At 72.0% G+C, this 23,146-nt stretch carries 18 protein-coding genes and 2 pseudogenes; 8 read left to right on the forward strand and 12 right to left on the reverse strand.

What is annotated here, in order from left to right; all coding sequences use genetic code 11:
- Positions 1-174 precede the first annotated feature (174 nt).
- Positions 175-1,098 carry an NAD-dependent protein deacetylase gene (locus tag IE153_RS32700; RefSeq protein WP_189593355.1) on the forward strand — a complete coding sequence of 308 codons (924 nt, stop codon included), beginning with the start codon at positions 175-177 and terminating at the stop codon, positions 1,096-1,098.
- A gap of 48 nt (positions 1,099-1,146) precedes the next feature.
- On the forward strand, positions 1,147-1,602 hold the full coding sequence (locus tag IE153_RS32705) for an SRPBCC family protein (RefSeq protein WP_189593356.1): 456 nt from the start codon (positions 1,147-1,149) through the stop codon (positions 1,600-1,602).
- Positions 1,603-1,611: 9 nt separating this feature from the next.
- On the opposite strand, the gene IE153_RS32710 is transcribed toward IE153_RS32705, so the two are convergent.
- The 4 genes from IE153_RS32710 to IE153_RS32725 all read right to left on the reverse strand — a co-directional run bounded on the left by IE153_RS32710 (position 1,612) and on the right by IE153_RS32725 (position 5,920).
- Positions 1,612-2,127 (reverse strand): hypothetical protein, encoded by a 516-nt coding sequence (locus IE153_RS32710; RefSeq protein WP_189593357.1) that lies wholly within the window; start codon positions 2,125-2,127, stop codon positions 1,612-1,614.
- Entirely contained in the window at positions 2,112-4,133 is a 2,022-nt protein-coding gene (locus IE153_RS32715; protein ID WP_189593358.1) for a glycosyltransferase family 2 protein, read from the reverse strand. The genes IE153_RS32710 and IE153_RS32715 overlap by 16 nt, the downstream gene beginning before the upstream one ends.
- A gap of 121 nt (positions 4,134-4,254) precedes the next feature.
- Positions 4,255-5,172 (reverse strand): ATP-binding protein, encoded by a 918-nt coding sequence (locus tag IE153_RS32720; protein ID WP_189593359.1) that lies wholly within the window; start codon positions 5,170-5,172, stop codon positions 4,255-4,257.
- Between the two features lie 205 nt (positions 5,173-5,377).
- Positions 5,378-5,920: an AfsR/SARP family transcriptional regulator gene (locus IE153_RS32725; RefSeq protein ID WP_189593360.1), complete on the reverse strand. Its 543-nt coding sequence runs from the start codon at positions 5,918-5,920 to the stop codon at positions 5,378-5,380.
- 476 nt (positions 5,921-6,396) lie between these two features.
- On the opposite strand from IE153_RS32725, the gene IE153_RS32730 reads away from it, so the two are divergent.
- Positions 6,397-7,584, forward strand: a complete 1,188-nt coding sequence (locus IE153_RS32730; protein ID WP_189593361.1) for a beta-ketoacyl-[acyl-carrier-protein] synthase family protein — start codon at positions 6,397-6,399, stop codon at positions 7,582-7,584.
- Positions 7,585-7,665: 81 nt separating this feature from the next.
- On the opposite strand, the gene IE153_RS32735 is transcribed toward IE153_RS32730, so the two are convergent.
- From IE153_RS32735 to IE153_RS32750, 4 genes are all read right to left on the reverse strand, one after another.
- Positions 7,666-9,825 carry an ATP-binding SpoIIE family protein phosphatase gene (locus IE153_RS32735; protein ID WP_189593362.1) on the reverse strand — a complete coding sequence of 720 codons (2,160 nt, stop codon included), beginning with the start codon at positions 9,823-9,825 and terminating at the stop codon, positions 7,666-7,668.
- A gap of 213 nt (positions 9,826-10,038) precedes the next feature.
- Positions 10,039-12,114, reverse strand: a complete 2,076-nt coding sequence (locus IE153_RS32740) for a SpoIIE family protein phosphatase (protein WP_189593363.1) — start codon at positions 12,112-12,114, stop codon at positions 10,039-10,041.
- 266 nt (positions 12,115-12,380) lie between these two features.
- Complete coding sequence (locus tag IE153_RS32745; protein WP_189593364.1) at positions 12,381-13,763, reverse strand: MFS transporter; 1,383 nt, start codon at positions 13,761-13,763, stop codon at positions 12,381-12,383.
- A 255-nt stretch (positions 13,764-14,018) separates the two neighbouring features.
- Positions 14,019-14,957 (reverse strand): alpha/beta fold hydrolase, encoded by a 939-nt coding sequence (locus tag IE153_RS32750; RefSeq protein ID WP_189593365.1) that lies wholly within the window; start codon positions 14,955-14,957, stop codon positions 14,019-14,021.
- A 94-nt stretch (positions 14,958-15,051) separates the two neighbouring features.
- Here IE153_RS32750 and IE153_RS32755 point away from each other — a divergent pair, with 94 nt between their 5' ends.
- From IE153_RS32755 to IE153_RS32770, 4 genes are all read left to right on the forward strand, one after another.
- The gene (locus IE153_RS32755; RefSeq protein ID WP_189593366.1) at positions 15,052-15,666 is read left to right on the forward strand and encodes a TetR/AcrR family transcriptional regulator; all 615 of its coding nucleotides are present in this window, start codon (positions 15,052-15,054) and stop codon (positions 15,664-15,666) included.
- A gap of 131 nt (positions 15,667-15,797) precedes the next feature.
- Positions 15,798-16,541, forward strand: a complete 744-nt coding sequence (locus tag IE153_RS32760; protein ID WP_189593367.1) for a DUF1275 family protein — start codon at positions 15,798-15,800, stop codon at positions 16,539-16,541.
- Between the two features lie 165 nt (positions 16,542-16,706).
- A complete protein-coding gene (locus IE153_RS32765) occupies positions 16,707-18,788 on the forward strand; it encodes an eCIS core domain-containing protein (RefSeq protein WP_189593368.1) in 2,082 nt (693 codons plus the stop codon).
- A 112-nt stretch (positions 18,789-18,900) separates the two neighbouring features.
- Positions 18,901-19,437 (forward strand): GNAT family N-acetyltransferase, encoded by a 537-nt coding sequence (locus tag IE153_RS32770; protein ID WP_189593369.1) that lies wholly within the window; start codon positions 18,901-18,903, stop codon positions 19,435-19,437.
- A gap of 17 nt (positions 19,438-19,454) precedes the next feature.
- On the opposite strand, the pseudogene IE153_RS32775 reads toward IE153_RS32770, so the two are convergent.
- The 3 genes and pseudogenes from IE153_RS32775 to IE153_RS32785 form a co-directional block, all read right to left on the reverse strand.
- Positions 19,455-20,121, reverse strand: a pseudogene (locus tag IE153_RS32775) (transposase); the annotation flags it as partial.
- Positions 20,122-20,125: 4 nt separating this feature from the next.
- Positions 20,126-20,308 (reverse strand): annotated as a pseudogene (locus IE153_RS32780) (MerR family transcriptional regulator); the annotation flags it as partial.
- Positions 20,309-20,524: 216 nt separating this feature from the next.
- Positions 20,525-21,121, reverse strand: a complete 597-nt coding sequence (locus IE153_RS32785) for a TetR/AcrR family transcriptional regulator (protein WP_189593480.1) — start codon at positions 21,119-21,121, stop codon at positions 20,525-20,527.
- Between the two features lie 189 nt (positions 21,122-21,310).
- Here IE153_RS32785 and IE153_RS32790 point away from each other — a divergent pair, with 189 nt between their 5' ends.
- Positions 21,311-22,222 (forward strand): NAD(P)-dependent oxidoreductase, encoded by a 912-nt coding sequence (locus IE153_RS32790; protein ID WP_189593370.1) that lies wholly within the window; start codon positions 21,311-21,313, stop codon positions 22,220-22,222.
- Positions 22,223-22,301: 79 nt separating this feature from the next.
- On the opposite strand, the gene IE153_RS32795 is transcribed toward IE153_RS32790, so the two are convergent.
- Positions 22,302-23,063 (reverse strand): ZIP family metal transporter, encoded by a 762-nt coding sequence (locus IE153_RS32795; protein WP_189593371.1) that lies wholly within the window; start codon positions 23,061-23,063, stop codon positions 22,302-22,304.
- Positions 23,064-23,146: the final 83 nt, after the last annotated feature.

Raw genomic sequence — 23,146 nt, forward strand, 5'->3', positions numbered from 1 at the left:
ACAACTTCGTTGCACGCAAAGCCAGTGACAGCAGCTCAGAGCCGAGATTTCATTGCAACGGCCTTGCCGCCTAACGCAACAACACCACCCGCATCGTTGCAATGAAATGGAGGTGAACGCTCCGCGGACCGCACCGGGAGTCGCCGACGGGCCGTTGTTCCGTACCCTGACGGCATGCGCATGCGCCCCACCCTGAGCTGGACCCCTGCCGGGGACCTGCCGCCGGCGACCACGGATCTGGAGCCGGTCACCGATGCGCTGCGCACGGGTGGAGTGCTGGTGCTCAGCGGCGCGGGCATCTCCACGGAGTCGGGCATCCCCGACTACCGGGGCGAGGGCGGGAGCCTGAGCCGGCACACACCGATGACCTACCAGGACTTCACCGCCGACGCCCGGGCCCGGCGACGGTACTGGGCCCGCAGCCACCTCGGTTGGCGCACCTTCGGCCGGGCCCGCCCCAACGCCGGCCACCAGGCCGTGGCCGCCTTCGGGCGGCAGGGTCTGCTCTCGGGTGTCATCACCCAGAACGTGGACGGTCTGCACCAGGCCGCGGGCAGCGAGGACGTCGTGGAACTCCACGGAACCCTGACCCGGGTCATCTGCCTGTCCTGCGGCGCCTTCAGCCCGCGCCACGAACTCGCCCTGCGACTGGAGGAGGCCAACCCGGCGTTCGAACCCGTGGCCGCCGGAATCAACCCGGACGGGGACGCCGACCTCACGGACGACCAGGTCGGGGGCTTCCGCGTGGTGCCCTGTACGGCCTGCGGCGGCACGCTCAAGCCGGACGTCGTGTTCTTCGGCGAAACCGTTCCGCCGCAGCGGGTCGAGCACTGCCGTGAGCTGGTCCGCGCGGCCACCTCGGTGCTGGTCCTCGGCTCCTCGCTGACGGTGATGTCCGGGCTTCGGTTCGTCCGCCAGGCGGCGAAGGAAGGCAAGCCGGTGCTGATCGTCAACCGGGATCAGACCCGGGGTGACCAGCACGCCCTCACCAGGGTTTCCCTGCCGCTGGGCACGGCCCTCGGCACCGTCGCGCACCGGCTGGGCATCGCCTGGCCGTCACCCCGTCCAGCAGGGGTTTCCCATCCCTCGGGACCATAGACCGGGCGTGACGGTCCTTCCCGGCACTCACGGTGGGAGGTGGGCGTGATGACACGCGGCAGCGAGCTGAGAGTGCGCCTGCGGCGCGCCCTGGACGGATCGTGCCCGACCGTGTTCCGGGAGCTGACCGATCCCCGGGAACTGGCCCGCTGGTGGGGACCGGACGGGTTCACCATCCCGAGCGTCGAGAGCGACCTCCGCCCGGGCGGCGCCTACCGCATCGCGATGCGGCCCCCGGAAGGTGAACTGTTCTACCTGGTGGGCGAGTTCCTCGAGGTCGAGCCCCCGGAGCGCCTGGCGTACACCTTCCGCTGGGAGGATCCCGACCCCGAGGACCGGGAGACGGTGGTGACACTGTCGCTTCACGACATCGACGCCGCGCGGTCCGAACTGGTCCTCGACCAGGGCGACTTCACCTCGGAGCGGCGGCGCGCGCTCCACGAGGAGGGCTGGAGTCAGGGCCTCGGCAAACTCGGCGAGCTGCTCGCCTCGCAACGGGACTGATCCCGCCGGTCAGTGCCCGGCAGCCGCCTTCACCAGGGCGACCGCCACACCGATCGAGGCGTCCACAAGGCCCGCCACCAGGGCCGCCAGGGCCCCGCCTCCCATGCGCAGCCCGCCCACACAGCCCCACAGGAAGAGGGAGACCACGCACACGCCCGCCGCCGCCAGCAACGCGGCGTGCAGGGTCAGGACGTCGAGTGCGGCCAGGGCGATCAGCACGGACGGGCCCGCGGCGCAGGACAGCAGTGGGCTGCTGACGTACAGCATGCGGCGCAGCTCACGACCGGTGGCGAGGTGCCGGTGGACGGTGCGGTGGGCCTGCTGGTCGGCGACGAGCGCCGCGAGCCAGAGACCCAGAGCGGTCGTCAGGACCGTGGCGACGGCGCCGAGTGCGCTCACCTCGCCGAAGGACAGACCGACCACCACGGCGATCATCGTGATCGTCGCGTAGATGCGTTCCTTCAGACGGTCCGCCAGTACACCGGCCTCCGCGCCGGACGGCACATCCGCTAGCCGGTCGTCCACCGGCTGACACCCCTCAGGCGGCGGAGGGCCGCCGTCAGCCTGACCGGCGCCACGCGCAGCACCAGGGCGCCCCTCGGGCCGCCCGGGAGCGGCTTGGCGTAGTAGGGGCGGCCGAGCCGGGACGCGCGAAACCACCGGGTGCCGGACAGTCCCCTCGCGGGCGGAACGGGGATGCGGCTGCCCGGGTCGTCCGTGCGGAGGGTCAGCGTCCACCGTCCTGGTGGCAGTTCCCCCACCGGCAGGCGGGCGGTGAAGGCGGGGCTGCCGTCGCGTGCGTACAGCACGGGTACCTCTCGCACCGAGCCCGCGTCCCCTTCGGCGCGCAGGGCGGTGACGGGGCGGCTCGCGGCATCGTCGGTCAGGCGGCCGCCGAGGACGAGGGTGGCGGGTGCGGAGGTGTCCCAGGCGATCTCGGTCACGCGGCAGATCGGAGCGACCTCGGCTTCCCGGAGGTCCAGGGAGAAGTCGCCGTGGGGGGTGAAGAAGGGGCGTGCGGTGGTGGGGCCGTGCCCGGGCCGGGGGCCGGGGGCCAGTGGCCGCTGCGGTGGAGCGTGCCGCTCGCCGTTCGCGTCCGTCCGGGCTCGCCGGAGCCTCACGGTTCGGCTCACTCCCTGGGCGCGGACGTCCAGGTAGAGGTCCCAGCGGCCGCTGCCGAGCGGGGTTCCCGAGTCCACCGTGTCCAGGTCCACGTCGGCCGTGAAGCCGGTCGCAGCGTCCTGGCCGTGGTGCGGGCCCGTGCCGACGGTCGCGGGCACATGGATGTCCGGGTGCCGGAAGCCGCTCGGGCGCAGGATCAGCCGGGTGTCGGACTGGAGGGGGCCGAGGGACTCGATGTGGGCGTGACCGGCGAGTCGGAGCACATCGCCGTCGCCGGTCCAGGCGGCTTCGGCCAGTTCGTGGTGGACCGGGATGCGGCTCGTGGCGTCGAAGCAGGCGTCCGGGACCGCCTTCTCGGGGTCCCGGAAGAAGGGGTGGGACCAGTAGACGCGGCCCTTGTCCACGACGTGGCCGCGCGCCGCGTCCTCCTTGGCGTGCCGGGCCACGGTCATGAGGTCCTCGAAGCGGTCGGCGCGCAGGAGGTGGACGATCAGCCGGTCCTGCGGGGCGATCGACTGGAAGACGCCATCGCTCACGTAGTTCCGCGCCCAGTGCCGGAACTGCGGGTAGAAGACCTCCCGTGCCCGCTGGTCGCTCTCGCGCGGCAGCAGGGCACGCAGCGGCCCGCACAGTTCCCATTCCACGTGGCGGCGCATGATTCTGTCCTGGCGCGGTCCGGGCTCCAGGTAGCGGGCGACCGTTTCGAAGCACAGGCGGGTGCCGTCCATGCGGTGGACGAGGTCGGCCGCGGTACGGGTGAGGTTGTTGCCGTTCTGGCGGTTGCGGGAGTAGTAGCAGTCGTAGTCGGCGACCACGGAGATGCCGTCGGCGTTGAGGTAGGCGGCAGCCGTGAACGGCTTGTCCTCGCAGTTGCGGTACGGCGGGAACCTCAGGTTCAGCCGTTCGATCAGCGAGCGCCGGAACAGCTTCCAGCAGCCCAGGGTGCGGTAGGCGGCGGAGGAGAAGACGTCCGTCCGGGGCTGGTTGTGCGAGAAGACCGCTGTCGGCACGGCTCGTCCACCGACCGACACCATTTTGCCGAGGACCACGTCGGTGCGGTTCTCGTCGGCCATGGCGACCATGCGGCGCAGCGCGTCCGGGCCGAGGTAGTCGTCGGAGTCGAGGAAGAAGACGTAGTCGCCGGCGGCCCTGTCCAGCCCGGTGTTGCGGGGGACCCCGGCCCCTCCGCTGTTGGGCTGGTGGACGACCCGCATGCTGGAGCAGGTCTGTGCGAGGCGGTCCAGTTCGGGTCCGGTGCCGTCGGTCGAGCCGTCGTCGACCGCGATGATCTCGATCACGTCCGGACCGAGCGTCTGCTCCATGACGGAGGTGACGCAACGCGTCAGTTCGGGCATCGCGTTGTACGCGGGGATGATCACGCTCACGCGGGGCGGGGTCGTACGGGACATGGGATGCTCCGGGCCGTGGGGTGGTGCGGTGCCGAGGGAGGGACAGTCCGGTTCCTGGCGACACGCGACTCCATGGAGCTTCCGGCGGGCCCGCTCCCGCCGCCCCGCGTGAGGCGCCGTCCTACGCTGTCGGAGTGTGGGAACCACCCGTCCGGGTGTGTGTCGACCGCACCCGTGACGTCCCCTCCTCCGGTGCCGGTACCGGCATCGAGGCGTCTTCGATCGACTTGTCGACCAGCCCGGCCGGCAGGTCGAGCACGTCCTCCCGGGGCACGCCCTCGCCGGCACAGACGGTTTCCGCCGCTTTCAGGTCGAAGCCGCCCGAGAACACGGACAGCAGCCGGCTCCAGAGCAGCCGTTCGCCTTCGGTGCACAGGTCGTAGCTCCAGTCGACGATGCCCCGAAGGGAGTGGTGACCGCGGGCCGACGTGCGCGGCCGCGGCCTGGACAGCAGGCGGAACCGGTCGTCGAGGCGCTCCAGGATCTCCTCGGCCGTCATCGCGCTCAGGCGTACCGCGGCGAGTTCGACGGCGAGGGGGATGCCGTCCAGCCGCAGGCACTGCTGGGCCACCGCCCGGCGCTTGCGGGCGGTGAGCCGGAAGGCGGGTGCGGAGCCGGCGGCACGGTCCAGGAGGAGCCTCACGGCTTCGGAGCGCAGCAACGGGTCGTCGGTGTCGGAGGAAGCCGGGACTTCGGTCGCGGCAGCGGCTGCGGCCATGACCGCGACGTCACCCGAGACCTCGACCGCGGGCTTACGGCAGGCGAGGGTGCCGCCCGGGGTGCCCTCCACGGCGGGCAGGGTGAGCGGCGGCACCGTCAGTACGTGCTCGCCGGGAGTTCCCGGGCGCTGCCGGCTCGTGGCCAGGACGCGCGGTCCGGGTGCCGTGCGCGCCAGCCGCAGTACGAGCCCGGCGACGTGCTCCACCACGTGCTCGCAGTTGTCCAGGACGAGCAGCAGTCGGCGGTCGCGCAGATGGTCGGCGACCACGTCGGCGACAGGGCGCGCGGACTGGTCGCGCAGGCCGAGCGCCTCCGACACGGCCCGGTCGAGGAGGTCCGCGTTCTCAGCGGGGCGAGGTCGGCCAGCCGGACGCCGTCGGCGAAGGAGGGCGCGGCCTCGGCGGCGGCCCGCAGAGCCAGCCGTGTCTTGCCCACACCGCCCACTCCGGTGAGGGTGACGAGCCGGGCGGTCACCAACAGGCGTCGCACCTACGCCACTTGTGTCTCGCGGCCGACGAACGTGGTCATCTCCACGGGCAGATGGCCGTCCCGTGGCCGTGGCCGCCCTCGCCGCCCGTACCCCGATCAGGTCCGGGGCGGCTGCCAGCAGCCGTTGGTGGACCTGCCTGAGCTCGACCCCGGGCGCGGACGCCGAGTTCGCCGGCGAGCAGCGCGGTGACCTCGCGGTAGCTCTCCAGCGCCTCGCCCCGGCGTCCGCAGTGGAAGAGCTCCAGCATCCGTTGCGTCCAGAAGTGTTCGCGCGGCGGGTACTCCCCGATGAGGCCACGCAGTTCGGGCAGGACGTCGGCGGCCCGGCCGAGGACCAGGTCTGCGTCGATGCGCAACTTCATTGCGTCCAGGCGCTGTTCGTCCAGCGCGGGCCACCACCCCGCGCGGACGAGGTGCGCGGGCAGGTCCGACAGCGGGTCCCCCCGCCACAGCCCCCGGGCCTCGCCCAGCAGCGGGGCCGCGCGCGCCGGCGCGCCTTCCGCCAGAGCCGTGCGGCCCTGGCGGACCAGGGGGGTGAAACGGTACAGGTCCAGGGCGTCCGGCGCGGTTTCGATCACATAGCCGTGGGGGCGGTGAGCACCGGTGCACCGCCCGCCGGGCAACCGAGGGCGCGACGCAGACGCAGGACGTAGTTCTGGAGCGTATCGCGCGCGGCCGGGCGGGTTCTGCCCCCAGAGCCGGTTCACCAGCGTCTTCACGGTGACCACGTGGTTGGCCTCGGCGAGCAGAGTCGTCGGCAGCAGCCGGACCTTGCCGCGTCGAGGTGCACGGGCCGCCCGTCGCGCAGGACTTCGAGGGGTCCCAGGAAAGCGGCAGTACACCTTCCGATGTGGCGGTGTGTGCCGTGTCACACCCGCAAAGTCCGCCTAAGTTGTCTGCATCACAGCGGAAATGTCCATTTGACGTCCATGCTCGAACCGGACGTCGGCTCCCGAAGTGGGGCCCATCGGCATTCTCTTGGGCACGAAGTCCAAAGTGACCCATGACACAGCCCTCGTGACATTCTCCCCGCCCCCTCGGAAGGTGCACCACCATGGCCGCATACCTCTGCCCGCCTGCCGTGATACACGGCGAGCATGCCGTGAAAACCAGCCAGATAGTGGCGGAGGTGAGCGACCGGCACCCGAACGCGTCGTGGGCGCCGCGGATCGACGGCATCGCGGCCAGTACCGGCATAGAGACCCGCGGGTGGATGCTGCCCCTGGAGACCGCGGTCGCACCCGGCAAGGGCAACGCCCTGCGCGCAGTCGGCGTCGAGCCGGCTCAAGAGGCGCTGGCCCGGGACGGGTTCACCCGGCAGGACGTGGACCGCGTGATCGCCGCCCTCGAGACCGTACCCGCACCCCAGACCGTCCAGGAACGCACCGCACCTGCCTGGGAGGCCGTGCAGTCCTACGGGGAGCGCGCGGCGCGCGGGGCCCTGCAGATCGCCGGGCTGGACGCCGCGGACGTCGACTGCCTGATCACCAGTCACTCCACCACCCCGGCGCTGCCGGGTCTCGACATGTCCCTGGCCAACAGGCTGTCGCTGCGCAGCGACGCGATGCTGTTGCCGGCCACGCAGTGGGCCTGCATCGCGGGGACCCGCTCCCTGGCGCTGGCGGCCGACCTCGTGGCCGCCGACCCCGACCGGGTGGTCCTGGTCGTCATCTCGGAGGCCCTGAGCACGACCTACCAGCCCGCGGACGACACCCTCGAGTCCCTGATCGTCCGGTTGCTGTTCGCGGACACCGCCGTCGCCGCGGTGGTCACGGGCCGCCCCAGGCCCGAGTCGGTACTGCGGCTCGACGCCGCCTGGCACCACACCCTGCCCGGCACCCAGGACCTGCACCGACTGGAGACACGCGAGGACGGCACCCACTTCGTGATGGACCGGCGTGGGCCGCGCGCCGTACAGGAAACGGTCACCGCGATGTGGGAGTGGCTGCGCACCCGGTACCAGGACGACCCCGACGCCTGGCACCCCGACGTACTGCTCGCGCACCCCGGGGGGACCCGCGTACTGGAGTACATGGAGCAGACGATGCCCGACGCGTGGCCCTCGGGGCTGCTGGACTACAGCCGGGACAGCTACACCAGCGGCAACCGCGGAGGCGCCGCCGTGTTCGACATCCTGCGGCGGGCGCACGACGCCGGGCAGCAGAAGCCGGGCAACCGCGCCGTGCTGTACGCGGCGGCACCGGGGCTCACCGCCACCGCCTTGGAAGGGCAGTGGCTGTAGTGCGCCTGAGGGCGCCGTCCGCACCCTCGGCCGTCGAGCACGCCGCTCAAGCCTTCGCCGCACTCCCCCAGACCGGCCGCGTCACCTGGCGACTTCCGCCCAGACGACCTTCCCGGTGTCCGTCCACCGCACCCCCCACCGGGTGGTGAGCCGGTGCACGATGCTCAGGCCACGACCGCCGTTGTCGAGCAGGTCGCCCCGCCTCAGACGCGGCCTGCCGTTGCCGCTGTCGCCCACCTCGCACAGCAGCCCGTGGCCGGCCCTGATCAGCCGCACCGTGATGGGCCCCTCGGCGAAGCGCACCGCGTTCGTGACGAGCTCGCTGACCAGCAACAGCACGCTGTCCCGGGTGACGTCCCTGATGCCCCACCGCCTCAGCAGCGCGGCGACGTGCGTGCGTGCCCGGGCGGGGGCGTCGCCGCGGGCGGGCAGCCGCCAGGACGCCGTGTCCTCCTTGCGGTAGCCGATCATCCGCGCGAGCAGCAGGGTCACGTCGTCGCGCTGAGGCGCGGGCGCCAGCGTGGAGACGATCCGCCGTGCGGCCTGCTGCAGGGTGTCCCAGGGGTGCACCGTGGACACGATGTCCGACAACCCGCCGATGCCCTCGTCGATCGACAGGTCACGGTCCTCCACCAGGCCGTCGGTGTAGAGCGCGAGCATGGAGCCCGGCGGCACGCCGATGGTGTACACGTCGAACGGCTCCCGCAGCGCGAACTCGGCTCCCAGGCCGGGGTGAGGGCGGATCGAGAGCGGGCCCGCGCGCCCGTCCGGGGAGACCAGGATCGGGGGGAGGTGCCCGGCGCTGGACAGCGTCACATGGTGGCCGACCGGGTCGTAGAGGGCGATGCAGCACGTCGATCCGAGGGCGCTGTAGCCGGCCGCCAGTCCGGAGTCCGCGTCGTCCAGCACCGTCACCGTCTCGTCCAGGTGCTCCAGCACCTGGTCGGGCGCGAGCCCCGCGGACAGCAGCGCTCGGGCCTCCATGCTCAGCTGGCCCATGGTGGCCGCCGCTCCCAGGCCGTGGCCGACGACGTCGCCGACCACCAGTGCGGTACGGCCGTCGGGCAGCGGGAAGCTGTTCACCCAGTCTCCCCCGACGCCCGCACTGTCGGGGGTCGCGGGCTGGTAGACGCTGGCGATGTCGATGGTGTCGCCGCCGGTCCGGGGCAGGAGCCGGCGCTGCAAGGCCAGCACCTGGGTGTGCTCGCGCTGGTGCTGACGGGCCAGGTCGACGTGGTGGGCGGTCCGGGCCACCAGCTCTTGCAGGTCGAACAGCTCGCCGTCGCGGAAGGGGCAGTCCGCCCGCCGCCAGACCTCCGCCACGCCCAGCACGACGGGCGGTGCGCCGTCCAGGACCAGGGGTATGCACGCCAGACCCGCCGACCGGTCGCCGGGCACCAGGGCACGCACCACGCGTGGGCTGCCGAAGACCCGCTCGAGCGCCTCCCGGTCGGGTATGACGATGGTCTGCGGGGCGTCGTCCCGCAGCACCGCCTGCGCCAGCAGGCGACTCGCGTCCCCGGGAAGATCGTCGCCCGGGGTCATGTACCCCTCGGGCCACACCCGGTCCGGCACCAGGGCCGCCCGCCGCAGATGGATGCGCCCCTGCGCCTTTCCAGTGACTCCCTCGCCTGTCCACACGGCGAAGTCGAGGTCGACGGCGGCCACGTCTCCCCAGGCCAGCAGGGACTCCGCCAGCGACTGCGCCGTCTCGCCGATGTCCAGCGAGGTGCCGATCGCGGTCTCGGCGGCGTAGAGGTGGAGCCTCCTGGCCATGGCGATCACGGAGACGGTCAGGCCCTCCTCGGCTGCCGCGGCGGGCAGGATGCTCATGGAGACCACCAGCTCCGACCCGTCGCCCCGGCGCAGTCGCTGGATCCGGGCGACGTGCGCCTCACCGCTCTCGATGACCTGCCGCAACCGCCGGGTGACCGTCGGCACGTCACCGGGGGGCAGGAGATCGACGAACGGCTTCCCGGCTCCGGCGTCCAGACCCTCGAACACGGGCGCTTCCAGGTTGCAGCGGGTGATGATCAGGTCCGTGTCGAGGTTGAGCGCGCCGAGGATCTGCTCCTGACGGCCGGCTGCCGGGTTCTCGGGGGCCCGCAGGGGGGTGCGGTCGCCCTGCGCTTGGGCAGTGCCGCCGGGCGCGGCCGCTCCGCCACGCGGGATGTAGCGCCCCAGAGCGCGGCTGACCAGGTCGAACGCCGAGGAGGACGAGGGCGAGGGTGTGGAGTCCATGCGGCTCTCTCAGCAATCCCCGGCGCGGGTGCCGGGGTTGTTTTCGGACCCGTGCGGTGGGGCCCCGAGTCCCTGGCCGCACACCTCATTGAATAACACCGGGGGCCGCTTCGCACACACCAGCGAGCGGGGTGGATGCGGGCGGTGCCGGTGCCGTGGCCGGTGGGCCTGTCCCGGCCGGGCTTCTCAGGACCCCATGGGTCCGGGATCCGCTCAGAGCGCGGTCAGCGGCTGCGCATGCGCGATGAGAAGCGCGACATCGTCATGGTCGGCGGGATGACGGAGTTGCCGGAGCAGTCGGTCGCAGGTGTCCTCCGCGGACGGGTGCGGTGGGGCCAGCAGGCGCAGGAGATGGTCCAGGCGCTTGTCGATGGGGTCGTCGCGGGTCTCGACGAGACCGTCGGTGTACAGGATCAGTTGATCGCCGGGGTTCATGGCGAGAGTGGAGGTTTCGAAGGGTCCGCTGCCCACGCCCAGCGGGGTGCCCGTGGGCAGGTCGAGCAGTTCAGGGGGTCCGCCGGCCCGTACCAGGACCGGGGGCAGGTGGCCGGCGCAGGCCACCTGCAAGAGGCGCTCGTGCGGGTCGTAGACCGCGTAGACGCACGTGGCGATGTAGGGGTCGAGGCCCTGTGTGATCTTGTCGAGGTGGGTGAGGATCCGGCTCGGTGCCAGGTCGAGGTCGGCGAGGGTGGAGGTGGCGGTGCGCAGCCGGCCCATGGCGGTGGCGGCCGGGATGCCGCTGCCCATGACGTCGCCGACCGCCAGGCCGGTGCGATCGCCGCTGAGGGGGATGATGTCGTACCAGTCGCCGCCGACCTCGCTGAAGGCCTGCGCGGGCCGGTACCGGGCAGCGATCTCCAGGCCGGGGCGGCGGGGCGAGGGCCGGGGCAGCAGGCTGCGCTGAAGGGTTTCGGCGGCGCTGCGGATGTGCTGGTGCAGGACGGCGTTGTCGATGCTCAGCGCGGCGGACGAGGCCAGCTCACAGGCGAGGGTGAGGTCGTCCTCGTCGAAGGGTTGCGGGTTGCGGGCGCGGGCCAGGCCCATCACTCCGATGATCTCTCCGCGGGCGATGAGGGGGACGGCCATGTCGGTGTGGACCCCGGCTTCGGCGAGCAGGCCGGCTGCGGCGTCGTCGGCCGCGATACGGCTGAGCTCGCCGATCTCCAGGTGGGTGATCAGCTGGGGCTTGCGGGTGCGGAGGCAGTGGGCCGCCGGATGGTCGGTGTGGTAGGTCGTGAGGTGGCCGGGGGCGATGATCGCCTCGGAGGCACCGGTGGGGTAGGCGGTCTTCACCGCCAGGGCGCGGAACAGTGCCGGGCCCTCGCCGCGGTCCGGGCGGCCCGTCCGCAGGACGGAGTCCAGGATGTCCACCGCGATCATGTCGGCCAGGTCGGGCACCAGGACGTCCGCCAGTTCCTGGGCGGTCCGCTCCACTTCCAGGGTGGTTCCGATGCGGGCCGAGCCGTCGGCCATGAGGCGCAGGCGCTGCTGGGCCCGGTCGGCCTGCCTGGCCGACTCGTAGCGGTCGGTGACGTCCACGACCACGTTGGCGATGCCCAGCACCTGTCCGCCCTGGTCCTCGAGCCGGTAGAGCGACACGGCCCAGGCGTGGTCGTGGTCCGGGTCGGCTCGGGTACGGCCCACCACCTGCTCGTCGACCAGGGGCAGTCCGGTCTCCAGGACCTCCCGCATCTGGTTCTCCGCGGTCGTGAAGGGCGCGCCGGGCAGGATCTCCCGGAAGTGGCGGCCCACGTGTTCGGCCTCCGGGACGCCGTGCATCGCGGCCAGGGCCCCGTTGACGGCCACGTACCGCAGCTCGGTGTCGAGGACGGACAGGCCGATCGGTGCCTGGGTGACCAGCTGGCTGGACAGGGCCATCTTGCGCTCCACCTGCCGCACGGTGGCCCGGTCGGTGGCGAGCCCGAGCGCGTAGTGGTCTCCGAGGTTGTCCGTCAGCCGCATGTTGCGGAACTCGACCGTCCGGGTGCTGCCGTCCTTGCGCCGCACGGGGAAGGGCCCCGCCCAGCCTCGGCCTGTCTCCATCACCTCGGCGAACAGTGCGAGCCCCGCCTCCTGATGCTCGGGATGGATCAGCAGGGCGGCCGCGTACTGTCCGACCGCTTCGTCGAAGGTGTAGCCGAACAGTTCCTCGGCCTGGGGGCTCCACATGTCGATCCGGCCGTCGGCCTCCACCAGCACCGCGGCGACGCCCAGAAGGTCCATCAGCCCGCTCGGGCCGGATGCCGCCTCCTCCGGATCACCCTCCGAAGGCTGATTCGCTCGGCTCATCACATTCGCCCCTTAGGCCTGTCGACCTCACCGGCGCGCCCGCCTGCCCGGGCAGACGCTCACGGCGGTCTCGTTGCAGGTCAGCATCCCGTTCACGATGCGGTACGCGGCCTGAGTTCGACCAGGGGACGCGCCGGGAGAGCGCCGCGCCCTCGGCCGAACCTGGCGACCGCGGGCGACCGGCACGGGGTCCGTGCCGTGCCCGGCCCGCTGGGTCGGTCCTCACCCTTCCAGCCTTCCACACGTCCCGATTCCGGCCGGGAGGATCAGGTCTCCCGGGTGAGATCCGGGGAGTTTGTCCGACCGGCCGTCGGTGGCGTGTCGTGCGGGGCCGGAAGCTCCCGTCCCAGGCGGGCGAGCGGGGATAGGACCATCACCACGGGGGACAGCAGCATGCCCGCGGCCGTCGCCAGCAGGCCGGTGCGCAGCCCCCACTCCCCCGCGAGGAATCCACCGGCCAAGGAGCCGAGCGGGGTCAGACCCATGCCGGCGAACGTGATCGTCGCCGCCGCGCGGCCTTGCAGCCCGTCCGGAGTGACGGACTGCCGAACGGCCATCACCGTGACGTTCACCAGCTGGCCGCCGAAGCCGAAGACGAAGCCGACCGTGAGGAGGGCGGGAACCGTCACAGCGGAGGCGCCGTGCAGCGCGGGCACGCACAGGAACACGCCGTCGCCGAGCGTCGCCGCGCACACGAGGACCGTGCCGTACCCGAACCTGCTCGGCAGACGGGCCGCCAGCAGCGAGCCCAGGAGCGCCCCCGGTCCCGCCGCGGCGAGCGCCAGTCCTACAACGGTGCCCGACAGGTGCAGTTCCCGCGGCAGGAACAGCAGGTAGACGGTCATCATGGCCGCGAAGGAGAACTGGAACGCGGCCGAGGCCAGGCACGCGACCCGGAGCACGGAGTCGCCGGCGACGAAGCGCAGGCCCTCATGTATCCGCCGCCACATCCGCGGGGCGGTGGTGCGGTACGTGCCGCCGTCGTCGCCGGTGCGAGGCTCGTCCGGGCGCTCCGGCATCGTTTCGGCCCGGCGGATCCGCCGGATCGACAGGAAGGACAGCGTGAAGAACAGCGCGCTGAAGGCGGCGGCGATCGGCGCCGACAGCAGGGACACCAGCGCTCCCCCGAGGGCGGGACCGCCGATCTGCGCCGCGGACCGGCTGCCTTCGAGCGCGCTGTTGCCCCGCACCAGGTGGTCGCGTTCCACCAGTCGTACGAGCGATGCCTGGTAGGCCACGTCGAAGAACACGGACAGGGCCCCGACGGCGAAGGCGAGCACGAGCAGGCCGGACATGCCGAGCCCGCCGAAGAGGCCGGCCACGGCCACCGCGCCCAGGGCCAGGGCGCGGCCCACGTCCGTGAGGACCATGGTCGTGCGGGTGCGCCACCTGTCCACCCACGCGCCGGCGAAGAGCGACAGCAGCAGGATCGGCGCCTGCCCCACGGCGCGGAGGACGCCCAGCTCGCCGGCACCGGCGTGAAGCGTCAGGACGGCCAGGAGCGGCAGGACCACCAGGCTTGCGTGTTCCCCGAGTTGGGAGGCTGTCTGCCCCACCCAGAGTCTGCGGAAGTCGGCGTCCCGCCACAGGCCGGCCGGAGCAGGCCGGGGGGAATTCGGTTCAGCGGAGGAAGCGGACGGCACGGGCATCCCTTGTGTTGCCGACAACGAGGCCCGCCACCGCACGCACGTGAGGTGCGTCGGCGGTCCGGGCAGGAGAGGGCTCGCTGTGCCGCGACATCAAGGGCAGCACGCGAAGACAGGCCGGTCACGGCCGACGACGTCAACGCGCGCTCGGGACACCGACCATGTGATCGCTCCTCGCGGGGACTCGCTGTGCCCGAACTCTAGGCGCCGGCGGGACGGCACGGAAGGCGGCCCCTCCCGACGCGCCGGCACCCGGGCTCATGACGTGTGGCGCAGGATCTCGGCGGCCAGGCGTTCGTCCAGCGCCCCGGGCAGGGTGTGGCCCATGCCCTCGATCATCACGAGGTGGGCGCCGGGGACGGCGGCGGCCGTCGCCTCGGCGTGTGCGGGCGGGAACATCGGGTCCTCCGTGCCGTGCAGCACCAGCGTCGGTGTGGTGACCGAGGCCAGGTCGGTCGTGGAACCCGAGCCTGCGGCCCCTGCGAGGGTGTGGTTGAGCCCGGCGTTCAGATCACGTGCCCGCTCGTACACCCGCTGTTCCATCGCGCGGTACTCGCCCTCGTCGAACGGCAGCACCCGTCCGTGCAGGACCCGCCACAACGGCAGCCGGACGGCGAGGTACTCCTCCAGGTCCGCCTGCGGATCCGGGAAGGCCGTGGTGAGCGCGGCCAGCAGTTCGGGGCTGGGCGGTGGCAGTTCCCCGGGGAGCGGGGACTCGCCTTGCAGCGCGCGTTGCACCGCCGAGGCGGTGTCCGTACCGAGGGGTTGGGACGACAGGCTCGTCAGGGTCAGGACCCGGGAGGCGTCGGTGACGGCCAGGCGCTGCGCGATGAGGCCGCCGAGGGACGCGCCCACCAGGTGGGCCTGTGCGACTCCGAACGCGTCCAGGACGGCGAGCGCGTCGGAGGCCATGTCGGCGACGGTGTAGGGGTGGGTGGTGAAGTCGACGGTGGACGAGCGACCGGTGTCGCGGTGGTCGTAGCGGACGACCCGCCTGCCCCCGTCTACCAGTCGGCGGACGATGCCGTCGTTCCACTGGGTGCCCTGTGCCTGTGCGCCCATCACCAGCAGCACGGGTGGGTGGCCGGGATCGCCGACACTCTCCGCCCACAGCTCCACGTCGCCCGTGCGGACGATCTGCTCGTCGCCCGCCAGGTACTCGTGCGTGTCCTCGTTCTCGAGTTTATTTTCCTGCATGGTCGTTCAAGATAATGGTTCGAGGCGCCACGCGCACGGGATTTCCGTCAGGCCGGGTTGGACGCCACGGGCGCCCTCCGGGCAACCTGAGCGCATGGCCGGAGTCAAGGGGCAGGTGCAGAAGCGGGGCGTGGAGCGTCGACGCGCCATGGTCGACGCCGCGATCGACCTGTTCGCACGTCAGGGGGTGCGAGGCACCGGCGTGGCCTCGATCGCCGAGCGCGCCGGTGCGACGCCCTCGGCTCTCATCCACCACTTCGGCAGCAAGGACGGACTCGTCCGGGCCGTCCTGGAGGAAGCCGACCGGCGCGCCCTGCAGCGGCTGTCCGTCCCGGCCGACGCCGAACCCACCCTGGACCAGGCGTTCGACTGGTTCATCCGGGACGCCGAGCACACCGCCGCCACGGAAGGGCGGTTGGCCGCGCTGCACACCACCCTCACCGCGGAGAACCTCCAGCCCGGCTCCGTGCTCCACACCTGGTTCCGGGACCGCGGCCGGGCCCTGCGGACCCACCTGTCCGCCCTGTTCACGCGAGCCGTCGCCGACGGCTCGGCCCGGCCCGGCCTCGACCCGGCGATCCTGGCGGCGGAGACGGCCGCGTTCCTCGAAGGAGCCCACCTGCTGTGGCTGCTCGACCCCGAGCAGGTGGACCTGACCACCCTTCACCGCAGCTACTTCGAGGGCTTGGCGGCCCGGCTCAAGCCCTGACCGGGACGTGCGGCTGCGCGCCTGTGCCCCGGACAGGCTGCCCGCAACGCCGGTAGCCCGCCCGTAGCCATCGGCCGCGTGTCCCGGCCACGGTCCTGTGGCGGGCCCTCGACGCTGCTCACACTGGCCGCATGTCCGATGCGTCCCCGGTCCTCGCAACCGACGCCCGGCGGGTGGCCGTCATGACCGTACTCACCGTGCTGGCCGGTGCCGTCGACGCCGTGAGCTTTCTGACCATGGGGAAGGTGTTCTGCGCGCTGGCGACCGGCAACGTGCTCTTCCTGTCGTTCGGGCTCGCCGGGGAGGGCGATGTTCCGTGGGCGCGATCCGCCGTCGCGATCGGCGCGTTCATGGCCGGGGCGGCCGGCGCGGGCGTCGCACTGGCGTGGCTCGCGGGGCGCGGACGGCTGTGGTTTCCGATCGGGCTCGTCTGCGAGGCCGTGCTGCTGGTGTGCGCCGCCACGCTGGCCCTGGCGAGACACGGCACCGGGGCCATCCCCGCCCAGGACGACCGCGGGGTCGTCGCGCTCGTGGCGCTGGCCATGGGCGTGCGTGCCTCCACCGTCCTGCGCGTCCATGTGCCGGGCATGCCGACGCTGCTGAGCCAGACGGCCATCGCCGAGCTCATCAACGACGTGCTGCGACGTCCCCGGGCGGCACTGCGCGGCATGACGGCGAAACAGCGGCTGGCCAGGACCCGGTGGACGGCCACCGTGGGCGGGATCTTCAGCGGCGGTGTGCTCGGCACGCTGCTGCTGGTGCCGCTGGGCACCGGCCGGGCGCTCCTCGTGATCGCCTCGGTGGTGCTGCTCATCGCGGCGGTGGGCGTGGTCGCACCGTCTGGGGAGAAGCAGCCGGTTCCGGAGAGCCCGTAGGCGCAGCCGAGCGGCAGGTGCCGTGCTCCGGCGAGGACTGGCCCCGGAGGGCAGGTGCCGTGCACCGGCGAGGACTGCCCCCGGGGCTGCCCCCGCGGACCTCCCGGCTGCCGGCGCCGGTCGGGTAGGAGGGGAGGGCCCTCGTCGAACGAAGGGGAGACGCGCATGCGTGCCCAGGCACAGAACCGCTCGAACGCCGACCGTATCGGCGAACGCCCCACGCCCCGGCCGGTCACCGCCCCCGTCCCTCCCCCGCTCATCGCGCTGCAACGGGCGGCGGGCAACGCCGCGGTGACCCGCGCGATCCAGCGGGCCCGGGACGAGCACCACCCCGAGGGAGAGCGCAGTGGGGCCGGGGAACGCGACGTCGAGGGGCCCGTACCGGTCCAGCGGCGGCCCTCCGTCCTCGACGCCGTCGGCTCCCCCGGCCGCCCCCTGGAGGGCCGCATCCTTCAACGGGCCGAGCAGGCCTACGGCATGGAGTTCGGCCATGTGCGCGTGCACAGCGGGCCCGTCGCCCAGCGCTCGGCCGAGGAACTCGGAGCCCTCGCCTACACCACCGGCTCCCACATCGTGCTCGGCGGGAACAGTGTCAGCGACGAGGTGATGTACGAAGAGATCGACCACGTGCGCCAGCAGGCTCTGGGGCCCGTGCCGGGCACCGACAACGGCAGGGGCGAGAGGGTCTCCCACCCTGACGACCCGTTCGAGAGGAGCGCCGGGTCCAACGGCCGGAGGATGGCAAGGGGCGCCGACCCCGACCTGTCACTGCCGGGGGCCGCCGCACCCGGCGGAGTGATACAGCGCAGCGCCGACACGGGTGCCCCCGTCCCTGTCCAGCGGGCGGACCGGCCCGGCCCGCCGGCCACGAGCGCCGCCTCGCCCCCGGCCACGGCCTCACCCCCGGGGATGGTCCGTCTGGCGCGGCTGCTCGTCGGCGGCAGCCAGGAGATCAGGAACAAGCAGGTACGCGACGTCATCCACAAGCGGGTGCGCGGCGGCCCGAGATTCACGGACGAGGAGCTCCAGGCGATCAGGGCCGTGGAGTCCGAGGACCCCAAGTGGCTGAAGACCGTGGGCATCTGCACCCACGCCGAAGCGGAGGCCTACATCAAGGCGGGCGACTTCCGCGGCTGGCTCCAGCAGCCCGAGGGCAAGCGGCTGCTCGTGGCGACCCTGCGGTGGCAGCGGAACGTCGAGGACCGCGCCCAGGGCATGCCGCCGGCCAAGGCCGCGCGGTCCGACTACCAACTCGGCCGCCACATGGCCATGCACGCCGACGAGACTCCCCAGTCCGAGAAGGACCAGCTGGAGGGGGAACGGAACGAGCAGATCTTCCAGACCTTCGTCAAGACCTTCCTCCCACCCGGCATCAGCGACGACGTACCCGACGCCGACCAGCACCGCCGGCGCGTCGAGCGCGGCACCGAGCTGCTGACCAGGATCTTCCTGATGCTGAAGGAGGGGCTCAAGGTCTTCAACCCGGAGGCCGGCATCCACGAGGACTTCAAGGACGACGTCGCCCACGCCCTGGCCTACGGCGGTCGCGTCAACGTCCGCATCCCGCAGCTGGCCGACGGCCAGCACGGCTACGAGCTGCCCCAGTGGCTCCACATCACCAAGGAGGACCGGAAGGTGTGGGAGCCCCGGTCGACACCGGCGGCACCGGTGTACCGGCGTGGGTTCGGCACGCACCACATGGAGATCGGCGACAACGAGAAGGACGGGACGCGGGGCGAGTTCGTGGAGAAGGGCGAGATCGGGGCCACCGTGCAGAACTGGCTCGACCCCCACAGCCACCTCTACGGCCTGCCCCTCGCCGTGGGCGGCATGGGGAACAACGACTACCACGGCGACACGATCCTCCCGGACGAGTCGTACGGGCACCTGTTCATGGGCTACAAGCCCCCGACCGGCAAGCGCGACGGCGCACTTCAGGTCGGCATCGAGACCGCCGGGCCGGGAGGCAGGACGCCCGACGGCTATGAGCACGGCGTGACGAGCAGCGAGAAGAACAACAATCCCGTGAGCCACCTCGGCGGCCACAAGGACGACAAGCCCGGCGCCAAGGCCCCGCTCGGTTCGAGCCAGCGCCATGTCGATCTGCGGGAGTTCGGCGACTGGGTGCAGAAGCTGAAGCGTCTGGAGAAGGACTGGAAGACCGAATTCGCCAAGGCCGCGACGCATGAGGAACGCGCGGCCCTGTACCGGGACCTGATCGGCAAGCGCAACGGCCCGGGTTCGTGAGCCGCGGTCGGGACCGGTGCGGGATCCGTCCGGCACGCGGCCGGCGCCATCCGTGAGTGGACGGACGGCACCGCGGTTCGCGCTCTCACCTCCGCGTCGGCAGGATGGGGCCATGACCGAAATTCGCACGCCCCGCCTCCTCCTGCGCCGATGGCTGGAGGAGGACGACCTCGTCCCGCTGTCCGAGATCCACGCCGACCCGGCGGTGATGCGCCGTATCGGCGACGGCGCGACGCGCTCCGAGGACCAGACCGCGCAGGACATCGAGGCATGGGAGGAGGAGTGGGACGAGGAGGGGTTCGGGATGTTCGCCGTGGAACTCCTGGGCTCCGGTGAGCTGGCGGGCGCCGTCGGTCTGTCCGTGGCCGACGCTCCGGCGGAGATCGCCGGGCAGGTGGCGATCAGCTGGCGGCTCGGGCGGGTGTTCTGGGGTCAGGGCTACGCCTCCGAAGCGGCCCACGCCACCCTGGAATTCGCACTGCAGGACCGCGGTCTCGACCGGGTGGTGGCCGTGCGCCGGATCGCCGACGCAGCCTCCGCCAACGTCCTCGACAAACTCGGCATGCGGGCGGAAGGCACCGCGCAGGACCCGGTCCACGGCCACGACCTCGCGGTGTACGGCATCGACCTCACGCAGTACCAGGACTAGATGAATGAGTCCAAGGGGTGTCGTTCCAGGTTGAGCTCCCCCTTGAAGGTCTGATTGATCGGCTCGATGACCTGCCGCAGCGGTTTGAACAGGTGTGACCCGGCCGGCTCGGCTTCCCCCTTGCGGGCCGGCCGCAAGGCCGTGCTCGAACTCGCGGCCGAAGTAGTTCTTGTCCCCGATGATCGTCTGCCCGGGGTGAACGGCGAGGATGTCTGGCGCAGTATCGAGCATGTCGCGCAGCGTTTCGCGCTCGTCCGCCTTGGCCCCGGTGAGAGCGAACAGGACCGGCAGTCCGCCGAGTGTGCACACCAGGTGCAGACGCAGCCCCCAGAAGTATCGCGAGTGTGATGAGCAGTAGCCGTACTGGGCCCAGCCTGCCAGGTCCGAGCGCTTGGCCGTCTCACGGGAGCAACCGCAACCGACCGGTGTGGAGTCGACCAGCCACACATCGTCGCTCCACAGCGAGGTATCGCGGGCCACGATCCGGATCATGCTGGTGAGCAGGGAGAACGCGGCGCGCAGCCGCTTGTTGTAGCCGGACTGCTGGGGCACGTAGGGAAACAGGTGGCCGAAGTCCCGCCCGACGCGGTGAAGCCGGCGCCGCTCAGAGGTGTATCCGAGCAGCGCCGACATGACCGCGAGCGTGCTCAGCTCGGTGTCACTTAGCGTGGGCGTGATTCCGACGGCCCTCGCGCAGTGTGCGGAGGAGTTCCAGACGAAGCAGTGCGTCGAGGTCGTAGAGCCGATAACCGGCGGGACTACGGGTGGTCGGCGCTACCACCCCCGAATCGGAGTAGAACCGGATGGTCCTCACGGACAAGCCGGTCCGTCGGGAAAGCTCCCCGATCGAGTAGAGGGTCGTCACGTCCATGTCCCCCACTCTGCTGTCTCCAGTCGCTGGAGACTCAAGGCCATTCCCCAGCTGGGCCCCGACCGAGACCTCCTCCGAGGTACTGAAGCATGCGTCGCGTGCTCTCCGCTGACCGCCAGGATGAAACGGGCACGCCTTGCACGCGCTGGGCGAGCGAGGGCAGCGGCATGCGGCACCGCTCGCTGGCGGCCTACGGCTACGAGCCCTTGGACTCAATCATCCAGCGCCGGTGTGACCGCCGGCCGGTGAGCCGTCCGGCTTTCGCACTGCCGCGTCGAGGACCGGGCCCAGTTCCCGGGCCACGGTCGTCAGGGCCCGGACGTCCTGGTCGGCGCGGGCGAGGAGGATCGCCCCCTCCAGGCTGCTGATCATGAGCGTGGCGAGTGCGCCGGTCCGTTCCTCGGGCACACCCATCCCGGTCAGGGCCCGGGCGACCGCACCGGTCCAAGTGGCGAACGCGGCGGACGCCGCCTTCCGCGTGGAGGGGACCGACTCCGCGCAGTCCACCGTGGCCGCCGCGACCGGGCAGCCGCCCGCGAAGCCGGCGGCCTCGTACTCGTCGGTCCACTGACGCACCATCGCGGCGAAGAGTCCGCTCGGTGTCGGCTCGGGCAGCGAGGCCAGGAACCGGGCGACGCGGTCCGCCGCGTATCGGCCTGCCCAGCCCACCGCCTCGTCGACCAACTGCGTCTTGCCGCCGGGGAAGTAGTGCTGGAGCGAGCCACGAGGGGCGGCGGCGGTCACGGCGACCTCGCGCATGCCGGTGGAGGCGACTCCGTCGCGGCGGATGAGCTGGGCCGCGCTGAAGACCATCCGCTCACGCGGTCCCCGTTCAGCCTTCGCCACCCTCGGCCTCCCTCAGCTCTCACGCACGTCAGCTTCAGCGCCCCTTGTCGACTCCCACCCTATGACCGCCGTCATAACCGCGGCTACTATGACCGCTGTCATAGCCGAGGGCGGCGACGGCTCGGCTGCCGCGCGAGCCGCAGGAGGCGGTGCGTCATGTACGTCGGTTTCATCGGTCTGGGAGTCATGGGTCAGCCCATGGCACTGAACCTCGCCCGTGCCGGGACCCGTCTCGTGGTCTGGAACCGCACCCCTGAGCGCTGCGAGCCTCTGCGCGCCGCCGGGGCCGAGGTGGCGGCGAGCACCGCCGACGTCTTCCGCCGTGCCTCCACCGTGCTCCTCATGCTGGCCGACGAGACGTCCGTGGACGCGGTCCTGGGGCGCGGCACCCCGGACTTCGTCCCGAGCGTCGCCGGCCACACCGTCGTCCACATGGGCACGACCGCGGCCGAGTACTCCAGCGGCCTCCAGGAGGACATCCGGGCCGCGGGCGGGCGTTACGTCGAGGCCCCGGTCTCCGGCAGCCGCGTCCCCGCCGAGCGGGGCGAACTGGTCGGGATGCTGTCGGGCGACGACGACGCCGTGGCGACCGTCCGGCCGCTGCTCGCTCCCCTGTGCCGGGAGACGTTCGGGTGCGGCGCCGTCCCGGGCGCCCTGCTGCTGAAGTTCTCCGTGAACCTGTTCCTGATCGCCGTGGTCACGGGACTTGCCGAGGCGTTCCATTTCGCCGAGCGGCACGGGCTCGATCAGCGTCTCTTCCGGGACGTCCTGGACGCCGGTCCCATGGCCAGTGCCGTCTCCCGGGGAAAGGCGCCCAAACTGCTGGAGCGCGACTTCTCGGTCCAGGCGGCCGCCGCGGACGTCCTGAAGAACAACCGCCTGATCGCCGAGGCCGCCCGCAAGGCCGACCTGGCGTCCCCGCTGCTCGACGTGTGCCACGCCCTCTACGACGAGACCGTCCGGCGGGGCCATGGCGGCGAGGACATGGTGGCCGTCCTGCACGCCCTGGAGGCCCGGACCGCAGGCGCTCCCGCGTCGGAGGAGCGAAGCACCGACGCCTCCGCGTAGGCGTCGTCGCATGCTGCCGTGGCACCCGTGGGTGCGGGGAGGGGCGTCGAGGACCGGGCAGCGCGAGGGTCAGGCGTGGTCAGGCGTGGGAGAGCGCGAAGGAGACCAGGAAGCCGCTGACCGTGACCAGCCCGATCGCCAGATGGGCTTCCTGGAACGCCTCGGGGATCATCGTGTCGGCGATCATGGCCAGGATCGCTCCGGCGGCCACCGCCGTCACCCCCGCGATCACGGTGGGCGAGAAGCCGCCGAGGACGGCGTAGCCGAGGATCGCCGCCACGGTGCTCGCGGCCGCGATGGCGCCCCACACCCCGAAGACGTAAGCCTTGCTGCGCCCGGACTTCTTCATCCCCGCCGAACTGGACAGGCCCTCCGGGATATTGCTGATGAACACCGCCGCGACCGTCACGAGGCTGACCGCCCCACCGTCGAGCAGGCTGACGCCGATCACCGCCGACTCGGGCACTCCGTCCAGAAGCGCGCCGAGTGCCAGCGCCGTGCCCGAGCCGCCCTGTTGCTCCTCGGACGGCTGCGCCTGTTCCGTGTGATGGCCCGATCGCTTGCGATGGCGGGCGCCTCGGCGTGCCAGCCACAGGTTCCCGGCGGTGTAGGCGACTGCTCCGGCCAGCGTCCCGATCGCTGCCGGACCCAGCCCACCCTGCTCGTAGGCCTCGCCGACCAGTTCGAAGGAGACGGCCGAGAGGAGCACGCCGGCACCGAAGGCCATCACCAGCGCGATGACTTTCTGCGACACGCGCATCCCGTAGCCGAACACCGCTCCCAGCAGGAGAGCACTGCCCGCCAGCAACCCCCAACCGCCTGCTTGCATCACCTCGGACATGCAGCGCCGTGTACCCGCGCGAGCGTGATCGGCACCTGAGGTCCTCGGTGACGGTGGTCGGCAGCCGTTGCGGTTGGCGGACC

This window comes from Streptomyces massasporeus (assembly GCF_014648995.1).
Taxonomy (GTDB): Bacteria; Actinomycetota; Actinomycetes; order Streptomycetales; family Streptomycetaceae; genus Streptomyces; species Streptomyces massasporeus.

Bases quoted from the DNA above. Each gene is read 5' to 3' on its own strand.
- IE153_RS32770 (WP_189593369.1), top strand. From the start codon at position 18,901: ATGACCGAAATTCGCACGCCCCGCCTCCTCCTGCGCCGATGGCTGGAG.
- IE153_RS32745 (WP_189593364.1), bottom strand. From the start codon at position 13,763: ATGCCCGTGCCGTCCGCTTCCTCCGCTGAACCGAATTCCCCCCGGCCT.
- IE153_RS32765 (WP_189593368.1), top strand. From the start codon at position 16,707: ATGCGTGCCCAGGCACAGAACCGCTCGAACGCCGACCGTATCGGCGAA.
- IE153_RS32715 (WP_189593358.1), bottom strand. From the start codon at position 4,133: ATGTCCCGTACGACCCCGCCCCGCGTGAGCGTGATCATCCCCGCGTAC.
- IE153_RS32785 (WP_189593480.1), bottom strand. From the start codon at position 21,121: ATGGTCTTCAGCGCGGCCCAGCTCATCCGCCGCGACGGAGTCGCCTCC.
- IE153_RS32740 (WP_189593363.1), bottom strand. From the start codon at position 12,114: ATGAGCCGAGCGAATCAGCCTTCGGAGGGTGATCCGGAGGAGGCGGCA.
- IE153_RS32700 (WP_189593355.1), top strand. From the start codon at position 175: ATGCGCATGCGCCCCACCCTGAGCTGGACCCCTGCCGGGGACCTGCCG.
- IE153_RS32730 (WP_189593361.1), top strand. From the start codon at position 6,397: ATGGCCGCATACCTCTGCCCGCCTGCCGTGATACACGGCGAGCATGCC.
- IE153_RS32760 (WP_189593367.1), top strand. From the start codon at position 15,798: ATGTCCGATGCGTCCCCGGTCCTCGCAACCGACGCCCGGCGGGTGGCC.
- IE153_RS32795 (WP_189593371.1), bottom strand. From the start codon at position 23,063: ATGTCCGAGGTGATGCAAGCAGGCGGTTGGGGGTTGCTGGCGGGCAGT.
- IE153_RS32750 (WP_189593365.1), bottom strand. From the start codon at position 14,957: ATGCAGGAAAATAAACTCGAGAACGAGGACACGCACGAGTACCTGGCG.
- IE153_RS32735 (WP_189593362.1), bottom strand. From the start codon at position 9,825: ATGGACTCCACACCCTCGCCCTCGTCCTCCTCGGCGTTCGACCTGGTC.
- IE153_RS32705 (WP_189593356.1), top strand. From the start codon at position 1,147: ATGACACGCGGCAGCGAGCTGAGAGTGCGCCTGCGGCGCGCCCTGGAC.
- IE153_RS32755 (WP_189593366.1), top strand. From the start codon at position 15,052: ATGGCCGGAGTCAAGGGGCAGGTGCAGAAGCGGGGCGTGGAGCGTCGA.
- IE153_RS32790 (WP_189593370.1), top strand. From the start codon at position 21,311: ATGTACGTCGGTTTCATCGGTCTGGGAGTCATGGGTCAGCCCATGGCA.